The following is a 19,855-nucleotide window of genomic DNA, read 5'->3' as shown; positions in this document are numbered from 1 at the left end:
GTATGGCAAAAATAAAAGTAATTTGCAGAAATGAAGACTGCGCGATGTTCAACCAGCCACAAGAGGTTGAGAAGTCGGAAATGGTATGCCCTGAATGTGGAGAACCTGTAATACCGTTTGACGGTGGGAAGAAACCTAATTGGTTTAAGAAAAACAAAAAACTCGTAGGACTGATAGCAGCCGCATTAATCGTTCTCGGAGGTGGAGGATTCGGCATCTTCAAGGCTTGTTCATCTGGTGATAAGACCGACCCTATTAGTCCTGGGCCAGACACCGTCCAGGTGGACACTTTGAAGAAGGACACAGTGAAAGTAGATACGGCTAAAGTCGATAAACCCGAGGTGAAGACAGAAGAGGAAACCAAGAAAGAACCGGAGAAGGTGGACCCAAAGCCAACTACAAATACTGTATTCGGCGGCAGGGCTAAGTACGACAAAGCGGCCGGCATTATTACTTTCACCAGCACCGTTACCATCAGTCTCCACGACGAGGATGACAACACTCTGACCTTCCGCCGTGGCGACAAGATTAGAGGCGCCAAGGTGAGTGGCGGACGTCTCGTGGGCGGTGAGGCTGTCATCGGTGGCGAGAGCCAGCTGCTCTCTGGCATCAGCGAGAAGCTCTAAGGATAGTGTGAGAGTTGCTACAATTGTTTTTTTTGATTTCGTGTCTGTCTTCCATTGGGAGGACAGATGCGAAACCTTGGAAGCAATAGGTTGTTCATCATCGCAAACAGTTTCTTTCTATGAGAAGATTCCTCATTGCTATTTTGGCATTCTTGTTCGTTGACCTCTGCCTTGTTGGACAGGTGTGGGCACAGACCTATGACAAATACAGAACGCGGAAACTTGCAGAAATGGCAAGGAAATTGAGTATTGCCCAAAGTATTGACACTCTCAGGGCTGGCATCCACTGCGGGCTGTTTTCCTATAATGGCAATTCGCTTACCATAGTGAAAAGAGCCGGAAAAGTGGAAAATATAGGGTTCAGTGTCTTCCCTAAAGAACTTCGGCTTGAACAGCCTTCCCCAGTATATGACTTTATTGAAAGGTATGTACTTGACGTCATGCTCAACTGCCATCGGCCTGATGAGGTCAGCAACAGGCTTAAGCTTGACAGGGTCACATTCGAGAAAGGAAATCTCGCCATGCTACCCACGCTGTTTGCCGACTCAACTCTATCTTTTGGAATTACCAATCACACGGAAAGGGCTTATTCTGTGGAGTGGAGTAGAGGTGAGGATGTGGTGTGCAGAATTTTCTTCCCGTCCAATTATGAATTGCTACGTGGCAGCTTTATGCTTGAAAACGAGGAAAGGCTGAGACATGACATTATGAGCCACACATCTCATAGCGACAGTGTGGTGCCACCTGATGCGCAGGCTCTTGTGGAGAAAGATGGTGTCTACGTCCTCGACAAGGGGGTCAACTCCATAAGGTCTATGCGCAACCAAAGGTTCTACAGTAAAGCAAAAGGCGCAGCCGGCACTTTTGTTCTGGTATGCTCGTCGCGTTTTCCCGTGGAAAGTGTCGCCAACCTGTTTACAGGTAACGATATTGCCAATGATTTCAATGTGGAGATAAGGCAGCTTAAATATAATTTCAAGAAAGATACCTACAACGTAAAACTTTCACAACTCGTAGGGTTCTGTCTTGATGAGGGCTGTCGCCCTTATTTTGGAGTTGTCGGCTACAACGAAGCTTCCGGCGACATCGATGCCGTGGTGGAAATGCGCAATCATCAGCAGGCTTACGAGCATCTGATGAGAGTGAGAATGAATGTTAAGGACTTGGACACCCGTAAGGGGAACATAAAAGTCTCTCTTACTGGCTATGTTATGACTCACGACATAGAGGAATTGTATAACGACATGAAATAAAAAAATAATCGGTATGATAAAGAGACTATTTACTGTTGTCGCCGCCATGACGGTAGCTGTTGGCTCAATGGCACAGCTGACGGCCAGCGACATCACAAAGATAAAAAAAAGCAAGGAGTACATCTACGCAGAGTCTACTGAGGCTACAGAAGAGGATGCTGCAAATGTCGCAAAGGCAGAATTAGACAGGCAAGTGAAAGAGTATGTTGTAAATTCGGATGTTCCCGAAGATGCCGTAGCCGTGATTGTTAAGGACATCGGGCAGGTAGCAAGCAGTATCTCGCTAAAAAGGGGTGATATGTATCGCGTTTTCCTGTATGTGAAGAAGAAGGATATTACTACGAGCAGGTCGGGTGTTACTGTAATGAAAGTAGAGGATGTTTTGCCGAAGATGGAGTCGAAGGTGGAGGAAATCGTAGACTCGGCGCAGACGGAAACTGCAAAGCCTGAGCCCCAGCAGCTTGCAACAGGGCAAGTTGAAACTCCGCAACCAGAAAGTGAGGCACTTCCCGCCGACAATCCCAGTAGTAATAATATTGCAGGAGGGTTTTTCGCACAGATTACAGGCAGCAGGGCTGCCACGCTTGCGAAAATAGCAGGTGCAAGCACTATTGATCAGGCAGAGGCTATTCTCACGGAACAGAAGTCGTTGTTGAACGTAAAGGGATTTGGCTCGCCGGCAAGCTGCCGGAACTCCTCGCAGAGCTATTGGGTGGTGGCCACTAATAATGGAGTCACCATTCTCAGTCCGGAACGTGACGGTAAGCGATGGGACTACAAAACCGGGAATGAAGACAGCCTCGGGAAATACAACAGTAGGTTGTGGTTTAGATTGTAATAAAAGTTATTTATAACAAGACAATAATTTCGGAACAATGAAAAAGATATTTTTGACACTTTTCCTTGGACTTGCGCTGAATGCCGTTGCCATTGCATCATCGTCAGTCACTTTCGTGGTGAGAAACGGCATAGATGACCCTACGCTGAAGACAAATATCGAGAGCCAGGCCACGAAATTGCTTGAAATGCTCAACGAGGCTCAGGAGGCAGGGAAGAATACGCTCAACTTCAACGGGCTGAATATTAATGACGAGGCAAGGCAGACAATTCTCCTAATCTGGAAATACCAGCACATGCACGTATGGCTCGACGAGGGCGAGGAAGAGGCGTACATAGAGGAAACGGTACTTTCCATGCGAGGCAACCAGTATCAGGTGAGAAATATCCCGATGAGGATGCAGACCGTGAAGGGGGAGGCCAAAAAGGAGTACAACGAGGTCAGCATCAATTTCGACCGGAGAGGGTGCATTGTCGATTTCAACATCACTATGAGCAAGCAGCAGTATGGGGAGATACTGAAAAATGCCGTCGACGTGGAGGATGAGTACAACCGAAAGATGCTGGCACACTGGATGGACCAGCTGCAGACAGCATACAACATGCGCGACATGTCGTTCTTTGAGGCTGTCTTCAGCGAGGACGCTCTCATCATAACGGGAAAAAGAAAAATGGTAAGGCAACATACTGACGCGCGCCTCAGAGACCAGGCGGCATTTGAGTATAATGTCTCCACAAAGAAGGAGTATCTCAGCAAACTGGCCAAGATATTCAATCCTAAGGCCAATCCGCAGATCAATATCCTCTTCACCGACAAGAAATACCGCCGTCACGGTGGTAATCCGAGATACTATATGGTGGACTGCACCCAGCACTGGAATACAACTAGTTATAGCGATGTGGGACATCTGTTCGTCATTTGGGATTTTAAAGATCCGGAAAGTCCGCAAATTCTCGTCCGTGTTTGGCAGCATCCTGACGATACGAAAAAATATACCGCAAAAGACTTCGTGCTTCCAAACTAACCGATCCGTATGAAAGTAATAATGAGAATAGCGTCCACAATTTTGATGATGGCGTATGCCGTCATTGCTAATGCGCAGCAGGGTGAACTCGTGGTGGACACCATGTATTATGACGCTACAGACCTTGAGGCTCAGGCCAATATCGAATACGACAACAACAAACAGCCGTATGCCTTGATTAAAATAGAGATACCGCTCGATGGCGTACAAGTGGAACAAAACGCAACGGTAGGAAAGACTGTTCACAAAACAGGAGAACTGTGGGCGTACGTCACTGCTGACCCTGACTACGGCGCTACCGACATAGTGTTGCAGCACAGCGAGTTCCATGCCTTGAGAGTGTCTTTCGTCGAGTGGGGGCTTGACGAGTTGAAGGGCAAGTGCGTTTACAGAATACGCGTGTCGGTGCCTTCGGCTGTTGTGGCTCAGGCAAACAGGTTCTACGAAAAACTGCGGTTCGGCGATGCTCAGGAAATGTATGATGACATTGTCAATAACGCGAGCTCTTCTGAATTCGACAGGAACTTCGCACGCAAAAGACTTGCATTGCTGCCACAACTGATGGTGGCCAACGAGAACGCTACCCTGTATGCGAAACGCTACATAAAAGCCGCGCAGACCGGAGAGGCCAACAAAAACTATGTCATCTGTACTCTCGACAGTGCTGCTTATTGGTATAACAGGCTCTATCAGCTCTCAAGCATCGGGGCTGCAAAAACTCTGGCCGATAAGTTCGGAAAGCTTCTTAGCGAGAAACGTCAGACGAAAGTGCTCGAGGGAACTGTCAGCATTATGTACAAACATGAAAATGTGTGGGTAAAGAGAAAACAACAGAAAATATCAGGCGTTACTCTTGAAGACCATTATGGCGACTCTGATGCTGTAAGGACCAAAATCCAATTTGATACTGACGAGCAAGGCAATTTCTCCCTTGAATTTAATGGCGGATATGACGACACTCTCGTGTTCCATTACACTGATGGAGTGAAGAAATACAAATCGAACGAAATCAAACATTCGGGAGATGCAAAACTGTTGGTAGTACTAAAAGAAGACTAATCACTTTGTTTAATAAAAATAAGTTTTATTTTATGAGAAAACTGTTTGTTATTATTGCATTGGGTCTTACAATGACAGCCTCTGCAAAAAAAGAGAAAGGAAAAAAAGTACTGACACCTACTGAACTCGTGTCGAGCCTGAAATGGTCGCATGAGGCTGGTCAGAAAACGGATGTGGCTGCTCTAGATGAAATACTCGTGGCAGGAGACTCGCTATACGCCAATGTGCAGAAACTTGTTGGAGGCATGACTTTCTACGACGTGAAGAAGATTGCCATTGCTGAGACGGGTGATACCATTGTGGCCGTGGTGGATGAGCAGGGCAATATAAGAGACCGGTATCAGGCGTTCATGCAGTACTTCCAGGCGGGTAAGGCTGCTGCCATACTCAGTTCAGACATCGTGAATGTCGGCAAGGAGGCTGTTGACCTCAAGGACCATTTCAAGGAGATTGTTGACCTTAAGGACCCGCTGAAGTCACTGTCGCTTGTAAGCACACTATCTACCGCCATCAAGCAGATTACCAACATGGGCAAGGCGGTGAAAGTGGGACTTGTTGACAATTTTGCGGCTCAGAAATCAAAAATACGCACATATATCAAGGAAGCTGACCAAGCATCGGGACTCAGCGACCCGAAACTGCGCAACCTGCCGGGTGTCACGCTTAGCGATGACGTGCTCACAAAGTCGGAACAGGAGGTGACCGCCAGTCTAGAAAAGATCAAGCAGGAAGAAGAGGTTACCAAGGGTGGGGAAGGCATAGAGGATATGCTGAATGCCCTTGACAGCCTGTAATCCCTGCCTTTTGGCATTAGCTATATAGGGTGTCAAAGTGAAGAGTTTTGGCTCAGCGAAAAATACTGGGGTATAAGCCAGGGTGTCCAATTTGATGCGCAAAAATTGGACACCCTAATTCTATTGTGGGTAATTGTCGGGCTGTAAGAGCAAAAGCATAGATAGCAACAGCGGAGGGAAAACATATTAACGATACGAGGAGTCTCAAAGTGAGGTTTTTTTTGTTGCTGCTTTCCTGATTTTTTTGTATTTTTGCAGGCAGATTATCACAACATAATAATGCAACAATATGGACAATTCTGTTTTTTACAAACTATCCTACGGACTCTTTGTGGTGACAGCCCACGAAGGTGACAGAGACAATGGCTGCGTGACAAATACTGTAGTGCAGCAGACAACAACACCAAATCGCATATCGGTAACGATTAACAAAAACAACTATACGCACGACATGATATTGCGTACGGGGGTGTTCAATGTCTCGGTATTGTCGGAGGATGCCAAGTTCGACACTTTCAAGCATTGGGGTTTCCAGAGCGGGAAGGATGTGGACAAGACAAAAGACTTTACGTTCTTCAGGCTTGAGAACGGCGTGATATATATTGTGGATGGCGTTAATGCCGTGATGTGCGCAAAGGTGGAACAGACTGTCGACCTCGGTACGCACACGCTGTTTATTGCCGAAGTGACTGATGCCTTTGTCACCGAAGATACACCGTCTGCCACATACAGCTATTACCACAAGAACATTAAGCCGGCGCCGCAAAACCGGAAGAAGGGATGGATATGCACCGTGTGCGGCTATATATATGAAGGCGAGACCTTGCCCGACGACTTTGTCTGCCCGACATGCAAGCATCCGGCCTCGGACTTTAGGAAAAACTCGTGAGCTAGGCCGTTTTCTCACCATCATTGGCATACAGGGATGGTGAGAAAACTGGCTGCCGCCTCTTGCCACGCTGCGTCAGGGACGGCTCTCGCCCTCGACATATTCTTCTATGAACATGTGTTCTCCGTCGAAGACTGCATAGGTGAACTGCCATATCCAGTCTCCGAGTATCATCATGCGCGTCTTGCGGCTAAGCATCAGGTCGAGCTCTATGTGGCGGTGACCATAGATGAAGAAGTCGATGTCGGGGTGTGTCTTCATGTACTCCTTTGTGTATGTAACCAGGAACTCTTTATCCTCGCCCATGTAGGGAGCCTCCTTGCCGTCGGCCCTCTTCAACCGCGAGTGTTTGGCCCAGTTCAGTCCGAGCTGCATTCCCCACCATGGGTGTGCGAAGTTTAGCAGCCGTTGGCATAGACGGTTGTGGAAGACCTTCCTCAGGAGCTTGAACTTGTTGTCGGGGTCGCCGAGCCCGTCGCCATGGGCGAGATAGAACACCTTGTCGTAAATCTCTGTCGTCTCCGGTTTGGTATGTACGGTAAGCCCACATTCTTTCTCAAGGTAACCGTATGTCCAGATGTCGTGGTTGCCGGTGAAGAAATGTACCTCCACTCCCATGTCGGTAAGCTCTGACAGTTTTCCGAGGAAGCGCGTGTAGCCCTTGGGTACAACGTATTTGTACTCGTTCCAGAAGTCGAACATGTCCCCAAGCAGGTATATGGCCTTGGCTTTTTCCTTTATGCTGTCGAGAAATCTGACGAGCCTCCTCTCCTGCATCCTGCCATGGTCAATGGCCAGGGATCCGAGATGTGCGTCGCTCAGGAAATATACATTCTTCATAATTACTCAAATCCCAGTTCTACCCTTGCCTCCTCGCTCATCATGCTCTGGTCCCATACGGGGTCGAAGACGAGGTTTATGTTGGCACCCGTCACACCGTCCACGCTCTCTATCTTTGTCCTTACGTCCTCAAGTATGAAATCGGCCGCAGGACAAGATGGGGCAGTGAACGTCATGTCAACATCCACGGTGCCGTCTTCCTGTACGTCAATCTTGTATATCATTCCGAGATTCCATATGTCTACAGGTATCTCTGGGTCGTAGACGGTCTTGAGAACGTCTACTATTCTTTCCTCAATTCTTGTTTTCTCTTCCTGTGTCATATTTGTTTCGTTCAATATTGATAGTGCAAATGTACGTAAAAAAAATGAGATAGGCTGCACTCAGGAATAAAAAAGTAAAAATCCCATTTTCCTTTTTTATTCCATTCGTTTGCATTATCTTTGCAAAATAAAACCGGATTATATGAAATATTCCTTTATAGTGCCTGTATACAACCGCCCTGACGAGGTTGATGAGTTGTTGGAGAGTCTTGAGGGTCAGACGCTCAAGGATTTCGAGGTTGTCGTTGTTGAGGACGGCAGCGACAAACCGTGTAAGGACGTTTGCGACCGCCATGCCGACGTGCTTGACATACATTATTATATTAAGCCGAACAGCGGTCCTGGCCAGAGCCGCAACTATGGTGCCGAGCGTGCCGGCGGCGAGTATCTGATAGTGCTTGACTCAGACGTAGTCTTGCCTGAGGGCTATCTGGCGGCTGTTGACAAGGAGCTGCAGGACTCTCCTGCCGATGCCTTTGGCGGACCGGACAGGGCACATCCTTCCTTTACTGATACCCAGAAGGCGATATCATATTCCATGACATCATTCTATACCACGGGAGGCATACGGGGTGGCAATAAGAAACTCGACAAGTTCTATCCACGCTCGTTCAATATGGGCATACGCAGGGAGACATACATGTCGCTTGGCGGTTTCTCGAGGATGCGTTTCGGCGAGGATATCGATTTCTCCATCCGCATCTTCAAGGCCGGTTGCCGTTGCCGCCTGTTCCCTGAGGCTTGGGTGTGGCATAAGCGGCGCACCGACTTCCGCAAGTTCTGGAGACAGGTGTACAACAGCGGTATTGCACGTATCAATCTCTACAAGAAATATCCCGAAAGCCTGAAGATTGTCCATCTGCTGCCCATGGTGTTCACCGTTGGTGTGGCATATCTGCTCTTGCTTGCCGCTATAGGCTTCCTGTGGGCGCTGCTCCCACTTGCCTTATACGCTGCTGCCATATTCCTCGATTCCTCCACCGTGAACAGGAGTCTTGTGGTGGGAGCACTGAGCGTGGTGTCGGCCTTCGTGCAGCTTCTTGGCTACGGATGCGGCTTCATCAATGCCTGGTGGCGCAGGTGCGTGTTGGGGAAGGACGAGTTCTCCGCTTTCGAGAAAACATTCTATAAGTAGTTCATAGGTTCTATGGTGGGAAAATGATGGAAAAACTCTGCATTACAGATTGGGCGGAGGAAGACCGTCCGCGCGAGAAACTCATGTCTAAAGGAGTCTCTGCACTCTCCGATGCGGAGCTGCTGGCCATACTCATAGGGTCGGGCTCTACCAAGGAGAGTGCCGTAGACCTGATGAAGCGAATCCTTAAGGACTGCAACAATAACCTTAACACCCTTGGCAAGAGGTCGCTGAGCGAGCTTATGGACTACAACGGCATTGGAGAGGCCAAGGCCGTCACCATTATAGCGGCATGCGAGCTGGGCAAGCGAAGGGCCGCATGCCAGCCAGAGGCGCGTCCCGACATGGGCAGTCCACAGGCTATATACGAATATATGCACCCCAAGATGCAGGACCTTGACGTGGAGGAGGCGTGGGCATTGATGATGAACCAGAACTTCCGGCTCATTAAGGCCGTAAGGATAAGCCATGGAGGATTAAGTGAGACAGCAGTAGACGTGAGGGTGGTGATGAAGGAGGCCATATTGGCTAACGCCACCGTCCTTGCCATCTGCCACAACCATCCGAGCAACAACGCCCATCCAAGCCGCATGGACGACCAGCTTACCAAGCGTATGAGGGATGCGTGCGAGACCATGCGCATATATTTCCTTGACCACGTAATAGTATGCGACGGCAAATACTACAGCTATCGTGACGAGGGACGCATATAACCGTCATGTGTTAACCGAAAACAACTTATCTTTGCAGCAACTAATTTATGGGAAAGCGTTTATTGTGCGCTTTGTTTATTGACACTCTTAAATCTGGCAGTTTCAATCCAGTCATTGGACAAGGCAACGATAGATGCTCATGGCATGTCTGTATAGATAACCCCACTTGGCTATTTATTATATAACTCAACTTACCAAGTAGTTAAGAGTAGTTAAGGGGAGTCAAGGGGAGGTAAATGAAGATAAAGGGAGGTAAGAGGAGTTAAGGAGAACTCCTCGACCCCTTCAAACCCCTCTTTGGTTATGACATGCTCTTGCGTCTTTCAGAAAGATATTCTATCGCCAATACCGGCCATAGAGGCACTTTGCGTATGTTTGTTCTTACGGCAGGAATATCACACAACAGGAAGATGGCTGCGAGGAGAAGTGAGAACCAGATGACGTAGCCATACACCTGCTTTATGGCCACAAGCATCATGGCGTGCAGATAGTCGCCGCCCATGAAAGCTCCGAAATTGAATTGGGAGAGATCGATGTTTGTGAGTGTGAGCAGGCGGCCATAGTGCATCATGTCTTCATTGAGAAAATGCGAGAAGATGGTGGCGTAGAAGCCGTAGCCCATGGCTCCACCTAAGTACATGTGGGTGATGTTGAACAAGAACAAGCCCATGAAGAACAGCTCAAGTCTGGATACAGACTCCTGTAATGCCCACATCAGTGCTGGCGACATGATGCCATAGCCGAAGCCGCGGAGAACGATGCCCAGACGGTATTGCTCGATGTTCACATCCGTACCTATCGTGGTGTACATCAGCAGGGCGTAGGAGAAGATGGACAGAAAGGCTATGCCAATCAGTTTCCATATCTTCCACTTCTGTACCTTAAGCCAGTACAGGTCCAGGGCGATGCCAAGAAACATGCCCGGCAATGTCCACAGATACTGGCTCTCCTTGGTCAGCTCTTCAAGGCCTACGACCTCGGAGTAGAGTATCTCCTCCAGTGTGTGCTCGGCTCCGAATGCCAGTTCCGCCAAGGTGGTAACGATGAGTATCGGCACCACGTTCTTGCATTTCAGCAACTCCAGTTCTACGTATGGATAGCGGTTGTGGAACAGTCGGTAAATGGTAAGTCCTGTGGAGACGAGAGCCAACGCTACAGCCATTCTTATGTGTTGGCTGGCTAACCATCTGTAGTAATCACCATAGACGAAGATATAGGAATACAGCAGCATCGTCAGGCAGATAAGCAACGCTCCCTGCCAGTCGGTCCCCCTCAGCGAACACCTTTTGGGCATAGGGCAGAACGGACTACACAGCAGAATCTGTGTCAGCAATACGAACGACATAGTGCCTACGGTGAGGACGTGCATCATCTGCCATGTGAAATGGTGGGCCATCCATGCCGCAAGCCATCCGCTACCCTCTATAGCTGTGAGAAGTATGATGTGGAGAACGGGAAAGAATACAGCAAAGTCGCGTTTTGGCGTTATCCACTGCTGGATGTTGCTCATACACTCGAACGTGCCTTGTATCTTGGCAATTCCGGCAATGAAACAGGCTATTACGAGTATGGACATCGAATGGCAGTACATGGTGATTACGTTGCAGATGCCAATGACGATGGCTGAGGTGCAGAGGAGCTGCTGATTGGTGAAGCGAAACTTCATCTTGAACAGCATGGGAAACCATACAGCCATGCCGGCAAGAGTGGCATAGAGCAGAAACATCACGTCCTCTATCATGAAGTTTGTCGTGCCACGTATGCCATCAAGCGCACCAAGATACATGCCGCCCGAGAACTGGAAGCAAAAAGCCGTAAGGACGTATATCCACGGTTGCAGCCTGCCGGGCACCCATCTCTTCATCATAGGCATGCAGAACCCCATCTGTGGTGGTGGCGCTGGGGCCTTCATCAGAAATTCTGTCAGTTTTCCCATTACTCTTCCACTTTACAAACAACATTATATCCTCCATGCAGCATTTCCAGATTGTCGCAGGCATCTATCTTGATACGCACCGTCACGCGCTGCTCCACCTTTACGAAGTTGCCTGTAGCATTGTCTATGGGGATTAGAGAGAAAGCACTCCCCGTGGCATCTGATATGCGCTCTACCACGCCAGTATATTCAACGTCGGGAACGGCATCGGCAGTAAACCGAACCTTGTCGCCCACCTTTATGTGCGGCATCTGCGACTCCTGATAGTTGGCCTCCACCCATTTCTCATTCCTGTCAACGATGCTCACCAATGTCTGGCCGGGATTGACTAACTGACCTACATGGATATCCTTGCTGCCTACAACGCCGTCGCAGGTGGCTATAATGTAACAGTACGACAGATTCAGCCGGGCAAGTTCCACCTGAGCACGTGCCAGTTCGATGGCAGCCTCCGATGCCGACAGGTGATGACCCTGCTCAGCCACAACAGCCGTCTGAGTCGTACGCGAGCGAAGCGCCTGCTCATATCCAGCCTTGGCACTCAGATAAGCAGTATGTACATTGTCATACTGTTGCTGCGTAACAGCATCCTGCTGCAGAAGTTTCTGAAAACGGCCATCTTCTTTCTTGGCATTCTCCATCTGCACCCGTGCAGCCTCTATGCTGGCATCCGTCACGCTCATACTGGTCTTTGTGGTGTGTATGCTGCTTGCCGTGCCCCTCGAGCCCCGTTCGGCACGCATGAGGTCGGCCTCTGCCTGAGCCAGGCGAAGCCGAAACTCCGCATCCTCGATGACAACAAGCGTGTCGCCTCTCTTCACCTTTTGGAACTCAGCAAACCGAACCTCGCGTATAAAACCCTGAACGCGGCAGTTCTGAGGAACAATGTTCTGACATACACGAGCATTATCGGTCACTTCGCCGCCCCCGAAATGCATAAACTGACAGACTGCATACACCGCTCCACATGCTATGCAGACTATGATGACGACATTATATATATAGGTAGAGATTTTATTATTTTCCATATTCGTTAAAGTGTATTTGTTATGTATTTAAGTTTGAAATAGTTGTAGAGCACGTTTATGCGCGCATTTACCAAGGCCATGTCGGCAGAGAGTTTCATGTTCGAGGCGTCAAGCATGTCGGTAAGCAACGCCAGATCGTTGGCGTATCGATTTCTCACCACGGCATAGTTCTGGTCGGCAAGCTCCACCTGCTTCTCCTGGGTCTGCACTTCTGTCGCACTGGTCAGCAGATTGGTATAGGTTGCCTGCACGCCATTCTCTACGTCTTCGCGCACCATCCGCACGCTCTCGCGAGCCTGAGTGCTCTCATGCTTAGCCTTACGGATGTCATGCCTGTTCTTCCAAAGGTTAGAGAGATTATATTTTACACCAACTCCGACAAACCATACGTTGACGTTGGCATTCTTGGGAATAAGGTCAGCAGTGTAAGGACCAGACAAGCTGTTCTCGGCTACGACAGCCACCGAGGGCAGCGATGCGGCACGGGCGTTCCTTACCTTCTGCTCGGAAAGCTCCGTCGCAAGCGAGGCCCGACGGATGTCTATGTTGTGGTCAGTAGCCCTCTGCTGCCACAACGCCTCGCCATCACTTCGTAATCCTTCGTAATCCTTCGAACCTCTCGAACCTTCGAACCCTTCGGACCCTTCGAACCCCTCGAACCCTTCAAACCCTTCAACCTCAAAATCCTCTCCATCGGGCAGATGGATGGCCGTGGCTATCTGGTGACGAATTATCTTCTGCGCGTCGTCCACTTGAGTCTTTGCAAGCAGAAGGCTCTGCTGCTGCAGCTCGTAGCGGGTGATGTCGTTCTTCAACACCGTGCCCTGTTCCCTGCGAGCTTTCATCTGCTCGATAACCTTCTCCGTCAGCTCAATGTTCCGGGCTATCACCTGCGACTGGTTTTGCAACCTGTACAGGTCGAGGTAATAGCCAGTAAGCAGGAAACGCACCTCCTGACGGTTCTTCTCCACATCGAGTTCTGCCAACTGCCGCCCTAACTTTGCCATTTCGATACCAGAGCGAATGGCGCCGCCAGCATATATCACCTGACTCGCCTGCGCCGTGAAGCTATTGCCCCAATGCGGTGTTGGCTGCTTGCCATTCTGCACCTGCTGAGGACCAAGGCCAGGAACGATATACTCCGTAGTGCCACTGGTAGAAAACCCTCGTGACATCATGAACGCATTGCCCGTATACGAACCTTGCACACCGAATTCCACACTCGGCAGCATGGCTGCTTTAGCCGATGCCACCCCTTCTTCTGCTGCCTTCAATGCCGCCTCGCTGACCTTTATGTGCTGGTTCTGTTCGTCTGCCAGGTCAAAGAGCGTTCGAAGACTCATCCGCTGCTGTGCCCACATGGGTACACAGCAACATGCTCCGACCGTCATGACTACGGCCAAAGCACAAAGATACTTGTTATTGCTCATTAAACAAATAAATGTAATCTTACAATTCATTATTCTTCTAATCTTTTTCCTTCCCTCGGAAATACGAATAATGAACCATTGTGGTTCGGACAAATCAAACGTTTGCCGCAATGCGCTACAAACCTCTCTGATTAGGGAATAAATCAGGAGAAGAATTTCGAGCACTATTAATTTCGAAATCCAAAAATACTGAATGTGCTTTTTCGCACTCAGGAAATCAGAGATGGGTACCTGCCTATGCCATGCTTCGCTCAGCATGAACATGACAAGCCCTATTTCCTGAGTGCAAAGTTACAAAAAATAATCTTTTTAACATACAGATGTAGAAAGAACATTGAAAACAGCAATGTTTTTTTGATTTTTATCAGCCCATACTTAATAGTTTCCGTGACGAGCGGCTTATATGACGGCTGCGCATAGTGTGCAAAGGTCTCGCGAGGGAATATAGATTTTTGCGACCTTGGCGGCTTGGCGAGAAAAATATCACGCAATAAACATCTGCGAGAAAAAGCTCTCGCAAAGGCGCAAAGAGCGCAAAGACAATGTATGTTCAAAACGTTTCTGATATAAGGGTTCAATAGAAATTTCCTGGGGGCTAAGTGCCCCGTAGGGTGAGTCTTTCCCCCTTTTATCTTATCCAGAATAGGACAGACTTTTCTGTGCCCGTTCAGTTCAACTCTAACGCAAAGCATTGCATCTGCCCACGCAAAGCTTTGCAACCATCCATGCAAAGCATTGCCTTCATTTAGGAGTCCCATCCCCATGTTTTTTCTACTGAGCCCTTATTTGCTTTTCTGTTACTATTGTTCAGGGAATAAAAAAATCGGTTTTCGCCCGAATGTATACTGTTCATTCCACATTCAGGCAAAAACCGACGTGTTAGTTAATTTTTACATCTGTCCTTCTCTACTTAGCAATCTTCTTTCCGTCAACGATGTTGATGCCTTTCTGTAGGGTGGTGAGGCGGCGTCCGAGAACATCGTAGATGGCGTGGTGGTGTGTAGGCTGCTCCATGCTTGCCGCATTTTTGATGCCCGTAACGAGAGACAGGTCGACAGCTGCGCCGAAGCCGCCCCGTGCATTGGCCTTGCGTACGGTGCCCTGTGTGTATGCCGAAAGGGCTGAGCCTTTGACAAGAGCAACGAACGCACCGTTGTTTTCCACGAGGTACACTGCTTCTGGGTCGAGGTTCTCTGTGTCAATGGTCTCCTGAGCAGCTTTGGCGGCAGGGGCCCAGTCGGTAAAGAACTTGTCGAGAGCATACTCCTGAGCCTCTTCTGCAGAGAGGACGGTTTCCATAGTGTTGTTGCCTGTGGAGTGTGTGAACTCTATGATGTTGGATGCCGGGGTGTTCATGCCGTTACCCGACTTGTCAACGGTGTTATACTCCTTGTAAGATACAGGAGCAGAGTTCATTCCTGCAACGGTCCATCGTGTGGCTGCGAGTTTTCCGCTGTTTATAGTGGTGTTGAGGAAAGCGGTCTTTGCCGTTCCCCATGAGCGTCCGAAGTTGAACGTCTTGCTTTCTGTCTCGATAGTACATCCGTTGAAGACATATCCCTTCAGGTTGCTCGAGGTGTTGGCTGCGGTGATGGTGCAGTCGCCTGTGGAGCCTGTGGCCGAACGGCTCTTGTTGAGCAGCGTCACGCCATTGAAATATGCGTTGCCGTTACCGCAGATATAGTCTACGGTACCCTGAATGAGACCGCCCTCGAAGTAGTAGTCGCCGCTCTTCGAATAGTAGGTGTCCTGATAAGAGCGCATGTTGACGTTCTTCATTATGGTCTGTGTTCCCAGGTCCTGCAGCACGGGAGCACGCCCGGTACCAGCCTTGTAGTAGTCAAGGTCGTTCTGCAGCGTGAGGTCCTGCATGTATAGTCCTGTGGAGAAGTTCTGGAATAGGTCGGCAGAGCCAAGTCCCTCCACCTTCACGTCGGGAGCATTCCTGATGATGACTCCGTCGGCAGACTGTCCTATAATGGAAAGGTTGTTGGCAGAGATAGGAGTCATCACGGTCTCTCCGAAGTCGTACGTGCCGTTTGGCAGGAATATGCGGTCGCCTTCCTGTGCCGACTTGATGGCGAGCAGCAGGCTCGACACGTCGCCGGACGAGATGACATAATAGCCTGTTGTCTCATCTTTTGTCACGAAGTCCTCTACATTGTACACCTCTACGCCATGTACGTATGCCGATGCCGGATATGTTATGGTGAGCGTTGTCGGCTCTCCCTCGTAAGTGAACGATGCTACGCCACCGTCAGCCTCGACCCTGGCTTGGAATGAAGCCACGATAGTTCCTTTGATGTCTTTCACTTCTGCTGTCTGCTCATCCGTGAACTGGCAGTTGCGTACCATTACGACAGCCTTGGCAGAGACGTCGAGCTTTATGGAGCTGGCAAGCCATCCGTGGGTGTTGTAGTAGCTGCCGTCTACAGTTATCAGCTCGTGGTCTTCCTGATACCATGTGTTCGATGTAAGGTCGTAGTCGTAGTTTGTGCCAGTCTCGGCCTTCTCTATGGCCGTCACTTTGGCTGTCAGCTTGGTGTCTGCATCAATGGCCGTACCTTCGGTTATCTTCACCCCAGAATTGTTGAACCATCCGCGGAACGCTTGTCCATCGGCAATGGCGGGAAGGTTGGCCACGGTGTATTTGGGAACAAATGCCGTTCCCGGCTCTACAGCCTCCTCACCGAGCTTGTTTCCGTTCTGATCGAAATAGGTGATGATTACATTTGCCACATACTCGCATGCCTCTACCTTTATATATGGAGTGTATTGTCCGCCAATCACTGTGAGGGTTGCAGGCTCCATGGAGTTGTATGTCCATGTTGCCACACCGCCTTTGTGATAGCAGCCAGGAGTTGCAACATCAATCTCGGCAAGCACAGCCTCACCGTTCTTGATGATGGCAGGAGTGGAGCTGAACTGGCAACCGCCAATGGTGAATTTCACAGGCCCGTCCACTTCAACCACCATCTTGAAATTGTTAAGTCCGTGGTCGTCTTCACGTGGTGAGCCAGTAAGTTCGGTGACACCATCGGGCAATGTCTCGGGCATGGAGGTTACACCTACGAAGTTTAGTTCAAAGTCCTTGAAAGTCCTCGGTACGGTCTCAACGAACTGTACCTTGCAGAGCACACCTTCCGCGCCTGTGTGACGGCAGATATACACGCCCGTTACGGTCTCGTCAAGCTCGATGGTCACCTCTGTAGGTCCGTTTGCCACACTTGAAGTCTCGATCAAGTCGCCCTTGGTGGGTACGCCGTCAACCATAGAACCACGGAAGACATCCACCTGATAGTCATTAGTGTTCTTTCGGTTACTTATGACGAGTTTCAGCTTTCCTGCTACGGGAGCCTTCTCGAAGTAAGCATAGCCCGAAGAGTTGAGCTTCACGCCATGGAGCCCGAGGTTGGTGCCTGCAGCGTCGTTGACGTACGCACCATAATAGAGGCCGTTGTCAGGTCCTTTAGTCGGGATGTTTGCGTTGGTGTAGTCCCAGCAAAGGTCGTTGACACCTGCATTGGCGATGATGGCTATCATCGCAAGCAAAGATAACAGTAAATACTTTTTCATTGTCTTGATTTGTTAGCGTAGATTAGTTTGTTATTGATAATTTGTCTGCAAATATACAATATTTCTACAAATAACCAAATTGTTGTGTGATATATTTTTTGCATAATATCATCATATATCTGTAATCTGTGCATGAAACAGGCAATTATCAGCAGCTTGTTTTTGTCATTAAACAGAAATGTTGTATTTTTGCAGTGCAACCGTCAGGGTGAATATTGAAATTTCAAACATCAAACAAGATATGAGAACATTCTTCAACGTACAGGACATAGGTGACCTGGGCAAGGCGCTTGCCGAGGCACAGGAGGTAAAAAGCAATCGTTTCGGATATCAGCATCTTGGCAAGAACAAGACTCTGCTCATGATATTCTTCAACAACAGTCTGCGCACGCGCCTGTCGACACAGAAGGCCGCCATGAACCTGGGCATGAACGTCATAGTGCTTGACGTTAATGCAGGTGCATGGAAGCTGGAAACAGAGCGTGGCGTGATTATGGACGGTGACAAGAGCGAGCATCTGCTCGAGGCCATCCCTGTGATGTCGAGCTATTGCGGCATCATTGCCGTACGGTCATTTGCAGGCTTGCAGGACCGTGATTTCGACTATGCAGAGACCATCGTGAACCAGTTTGTAAGATACAGCGGCAAGCCGGTTGTTGCCATGGAGACCGCCACGGTTCATCCGCTACAGGCTTTTGCCGACCTTATCACCATTAGTGAGAAGTGCGGCGAGCTGCAGATTAGGCGTCCCAAGGTTGTCCTTACCTGGGCACCACACTGCCGTGCCTTGCCACAGGCCGTGCCAAACTCGTTTGCCGAATGGATGAACGCAGCGGACGTTGACCTTGTGGTTACTCATCCCGAAGGATATGAACTTGACCCGAAGTTTGTGGGTGACGCCAAGGTGGAGTACGACCAGCGCAAAGCCCTCGAGGGCGCCGACTTCGTATATGCCAAGAACTGGAGCTGCCCTGGCGTTACAAATGCAGCTGACTATGGCAAGATACTGTCTAAGGACATGGCGTGGACTATTGACACGGAACACATGTCATGGACCAACAACGGCTACTTCATGCACTGCCTGCCGGTTCGCAGAGGACTTATTGTCACCGATGATGTCATAGAGAGCGACCACAGCCTTGTCATTCCTGAGGCTGCCAACAGGGAAATCTCGGCACAGGTTGTGCTGAAACGAGTGCTGGAAAATATTTAGTCAAAGGACAACACGAAACTTTTAGTCTTTTTACTATGTTATTCAAAAGATTTGTTGTAAGTTTGCACAAACAAAACTTAACGCCATGATATCTCTTGATTGCGACTACAACAACGGCGCGCACCCAAAGGTGCTGCAACGGCTTATTGAGACCAATAGTGAACGGACTGGATGTTACGGATTCGACATCTATTGCGATGCCGCGAAGAAGAAGATTATGGAGGCTTGTCAGGATGACGATGCCGACATATTCTTCCTCTCCGGAGGTACGCAGACCAATGCTACGGTCATAGACTCAATACTGCACTCATACGAGGGTGTCATATCCGTAGACTCCGGACATATCAATACCCATGAGGCAGGCTCCATAGAATTCACCGAGCACAAGATTATCAACGTGCCAAACCACAACGGCAAGCTGAGAGCGGACGTGCTTGAGAACTTTATGGAGAATTTCCTTGCCGACGGCAACAACATGCATGCTGTATTCCCTGGGCTTGTATACATCACTTTCCCTACAGAGTTTGGTACTGTCTACACGGCGAAGGAACTTGACGAGCTGTACCAACTGTGCAAGAAGTACAATATGCCGCTGTATGTTGACGGCGCACGACTGGGCTATGGCCTTACAGCCACTGGCACCGACATCGACCTGCCGTTCCTTGCCCATCACTGCGACGTATTCTATATCGGAGGTACCAAGATAGGCGCGCTATGCGGCGAGGCTGTGGTGTTCACCCACCATAATGCCTACGAGCATTTCTTCAGCATACAGAAACAACATGGAGCCGTACTCGCAAAGGGCCGACTGCTCGGACTGCAGTTCGATGCCCTGTTCACCGACAACCTCTATTTTGAGATTGCCCGCAACGCCAACGTCAGGGCAGAGGAGATGATAGAGGTGTTCAGGAAAGCCGGCTACGACTTCTATATAGACTCACCCACAAACCAGCAGTTTGTAATCATAGAGAACAAGGAAGTGAAGAGGCTTGAGAAGCTTGTTGCGTTCACCCATTGGGGACCAGCCGATGCCAATCACACCATCTGCCGCTTTGTGACAAGCTGGGCTACCAAACGTGAGGAAATTGAGGCTCTGGAGAAGGTGGTGTGCCGGTAACAGGCCTAATTAGTGTCTGCTGAATTAATATCTGATCACAGACAGAGGCTCGCAGGCATAG

At 49.3% G+C, this 19,855-nt stretch carries 17 protein-coding genes; 11 read left to right on the top strand and 6 right to left on the bottom strand.

The window, feature by feature from the left end; genetic code table 11:
- The first annotated feature begins 2 nt into the window (after positions 1 to 2).
- The 7 genes from CIL02_RS13800 to CIL02_RS13770 all read left to right on the top strand — a co-directional run bounded on the left by CIL02_RS13800 (position 3) and on the right by CIL02_RS13770 (position 6,483).
- Complete coding sequence (locus tag CIL02_RS13800) at positions 3 to 626, top strand: hypothetical protein (RefSeq protein WP_141210244.1); 624 nt, start codon at positions 3 to 5, stop codon at positions 624 to 626.
- A 119-nt stretch (positions 627 to 745) separates the two neighbouring features.
- Positions 746 to 1,879, top strand: a complete 1,134-nt coding sequence (locus tag CIL02_RS13795) for a hypothetical protein (protein WP_094402581.1) — start codon at positions 746 to 748, stop codon at positions 1,877 to 1,879.
- Positions 1,880 to 1,892: 13 nt separating this feature from the next.
- Entirely contained in the window at positions 1,893 to 2,717 is an 825-nt protein-coding gene (locus tag CIL02_RS13790) for a hypothetical protein (RefSeq protein ID WP_094402580.1), read from the top strand.
- A gap of 37 nt (positions 2,718 to 2,754) precedes the next feature.
- Entirely contained in the window at positions 2,755 to 3,741 is a 987-nt protein-coding gene (locus tag CIL02_RS13785; protein WP_141210243.1) for a hypothetical protein, read from the top strand.
- 9 nt (positions 3,742 to 3,750) lie between these two features.
- The gene (locus CIL02_RS13780) at positions 3,751 to 4,800 is read left to right on the top strand and encodes a hypothetical protein (protein ID WP_141210242.1); all 1,050 of its coding nucleotides are present in this window, start codon (positions 3,751 to 3,753) and stop codon (positions 4,798 to 4,800) included.
- 32 nt (positions 4,801 to 4,832) lie between these two features.
- On the top strand, positions 4,833 to 5,594 hold the full coding sequence (locus tag CIL02_RS13775; protein WP_094402574.1) for a hypothetical protein: 762 nt from the start codon (positions 4,833 to 4,835) through the stop codon (positions 5,592 to 5,594).
- Positions 5,595 to 5,883: 289 nt separating this feature from the next.
- On the top strand, positions 5,884 to 6,483 hold the full coding sequence (locus CIL02_RS13770) for a flavin reductase (protein ID WP_094402573.1): 600 nt from the start codon (positions 5,884 to 5,886) through the stop codon (positions 6,481 to 6,483).
- 75 nt (positions 6,484 to 6,558) lie between these two features.
- On the opposite strand, the gene CIL02_RS13765 is transcribed toward CIL02_RS13770, so the two are convergent.
- Both CIL02_RS13765 and CIL02_RS13760 read right to left on the bottom strand, forming a co-directional pair.
- Positions 6,559 to 7,323, bottom strand: a complete 765-nt coding sequence (locus CIL02_RS13765) for a UDP-2,3-diacylglucosamine diphosphatase (RefSeq protein WP_094402571.1) — start codon at positions 7,321 to 7,323, stop codon at positions 6,559 to 6,561.
- A 2-nt stretch (positions 7,324 to 7,325) separates the two neighbouring features.
- Complete coding sequence (locus CIL02_RS13760) at positions 7,326 to 7,646, bottom strand: metal-sulfur cluster assembly factor (protein WP_094402569.1); 321 nt, start codon at positions 7,644 to 7,646, stop codon at positions 7,326 to 7,328.
- 142 nt (positions 7,647 to 7,788) lie between these two features.
- Here CIL02_RS13760 and CIL02_RS13755 point away from each other — a divergent pair, with 142 nt between their 5' ends.
- Together CIL02_RS13755 and radC are read left to right on the top strand one after the other, a co-directional pair.
- Positions 7,789 to 8,781, top strand: coding sequence for a glycosyltransferase family 2 protein (locus tag CIL02_RS13755; protein ID WP_094402567.1), 993 nt, complete (start codon positions 7,789 to 7,791; stop codon positions 8,779 to 8,781).
- A 23-nt stretch (positions 8,782 to 8,804) separates the two neighbouring features.
- On the top strand, positions 8,805 to 9,494 hold the full coding sequence (radC, locus tag CIL02_RS13750; protein ID WP_094402565.1) for a DNA repair protein RadC: 690 nt from the start codon (positions 8,805 to 8,807) through the stop codon (positions 9,492 to 9,494).
- Between the two features lie 301 nt (positions 9,495 to 9,795).
- Here radC and CIL02_RS13745 read toward each other — a convergent pair whose 3' ends face one another.
- From CIL02_RS13745 to CIL02_RS13725, 4 genes are all read right to left on the bottom strand, one after another.
- Positions 9,796 to 11,430 carry a hypothetical protein gene (locus CIL02_RS13745; protein WP_094402563.1) on the bottom strand — a complete coding sequence of 545 codons (1,635 nt, stop codon included), beginning with the start codon at positions 11,428 to 11,430 and terminating at the stop codon, positions 9,796 to 9,798.
- A complete protein-coding gene (locus CIL02_RS13740; protein WP_094402561.1) occupies positions 11,430 to 12,458 on the bottom strand; it encodes an HlyD family secretion protein in 1,029 nt (342 codons plus the stop codon). The genes CIL02_RS13745 and CIL02_RS13740 overlap by 1 nt, the downstream gene beginning before the upstream one ends.
- 5 nt (positions 12,459 to 12,463) lie before the next feature.
- Complete coding sequence (locus CIL02_RS13735) at positions 12,464 to 13,888, bottom strand: TolC family protein (protein ID WP_094402559.1); 1,425 nt, start codon at positions 13,886 to 13,888, stop codon at positions 12,464 to 12,466.
- A 906-nt stretch (positions 13,889 to 14,794) separates the two neighbouring features.
- Positions 14,795 to 17,464, bottom strand: coding sequence for a pectinesterase family protein (locus CIL02_RS13725; RefSeq protein WP_094402555.1), 2,670 nt, complete (start codon positions 17,462 to 17,464; stop codon positions 14,795 to 14,797).
- Between the two features lie 241 nt (positions 17,465 to 17,705).
- Here CIL02_RS13725 and CIL02_RS13720 point away from each other — a divergent pair, with 241 nt between their 5' ends.
- Together CIL02_RS13720 and CIL02_RS13715 are read left to right on the top strand one after the other, a co-directional pair.
- The gene (locus tag CIL02_RS13720; protein WP_094402553.1) at positions 17,706 to 18,677 is read left to right on the top strand and encodes an acetylornithine carbamoyltransferase; all 972 of its coding nucleotides are present in this window, start codon (positions 17,706 to 17,708) and stop codon (positions 18,675 to 18,677) included.
- Positions 18,678 to 18,762: 85 nt separating this feature from the next.
- Positions 18,763 to 19,794 carry a low specificity L-threonine aldolase gene (locus CIL02_RS13715; protein WP_094402551.1) on the top strand — a complete coding sequence of 344 codons (1,032 nt, stop codon included), beginning with the start codon at positions 18,763 to 18,765 and terminating at the stop codon, positions 19,792 to 19,794.
- Positions 19,795 to 19,855: the final 61 nt, after the last annotated feature.

Source organism: Prevotella sp. P3-122 (assembly GCF_002251365.1).
Taxonomy (GTDB): domain Bacteria; phylum Bacteroidota; class Bacteroidia; order Bacteroidales; family Bacteroidaceae; genus Prevotella.
The sequence above is the reverse complement of the archived record's forward strand: the minus strand, read 5'-3'. Positions and strand labels throughout refer to the sequence as shown.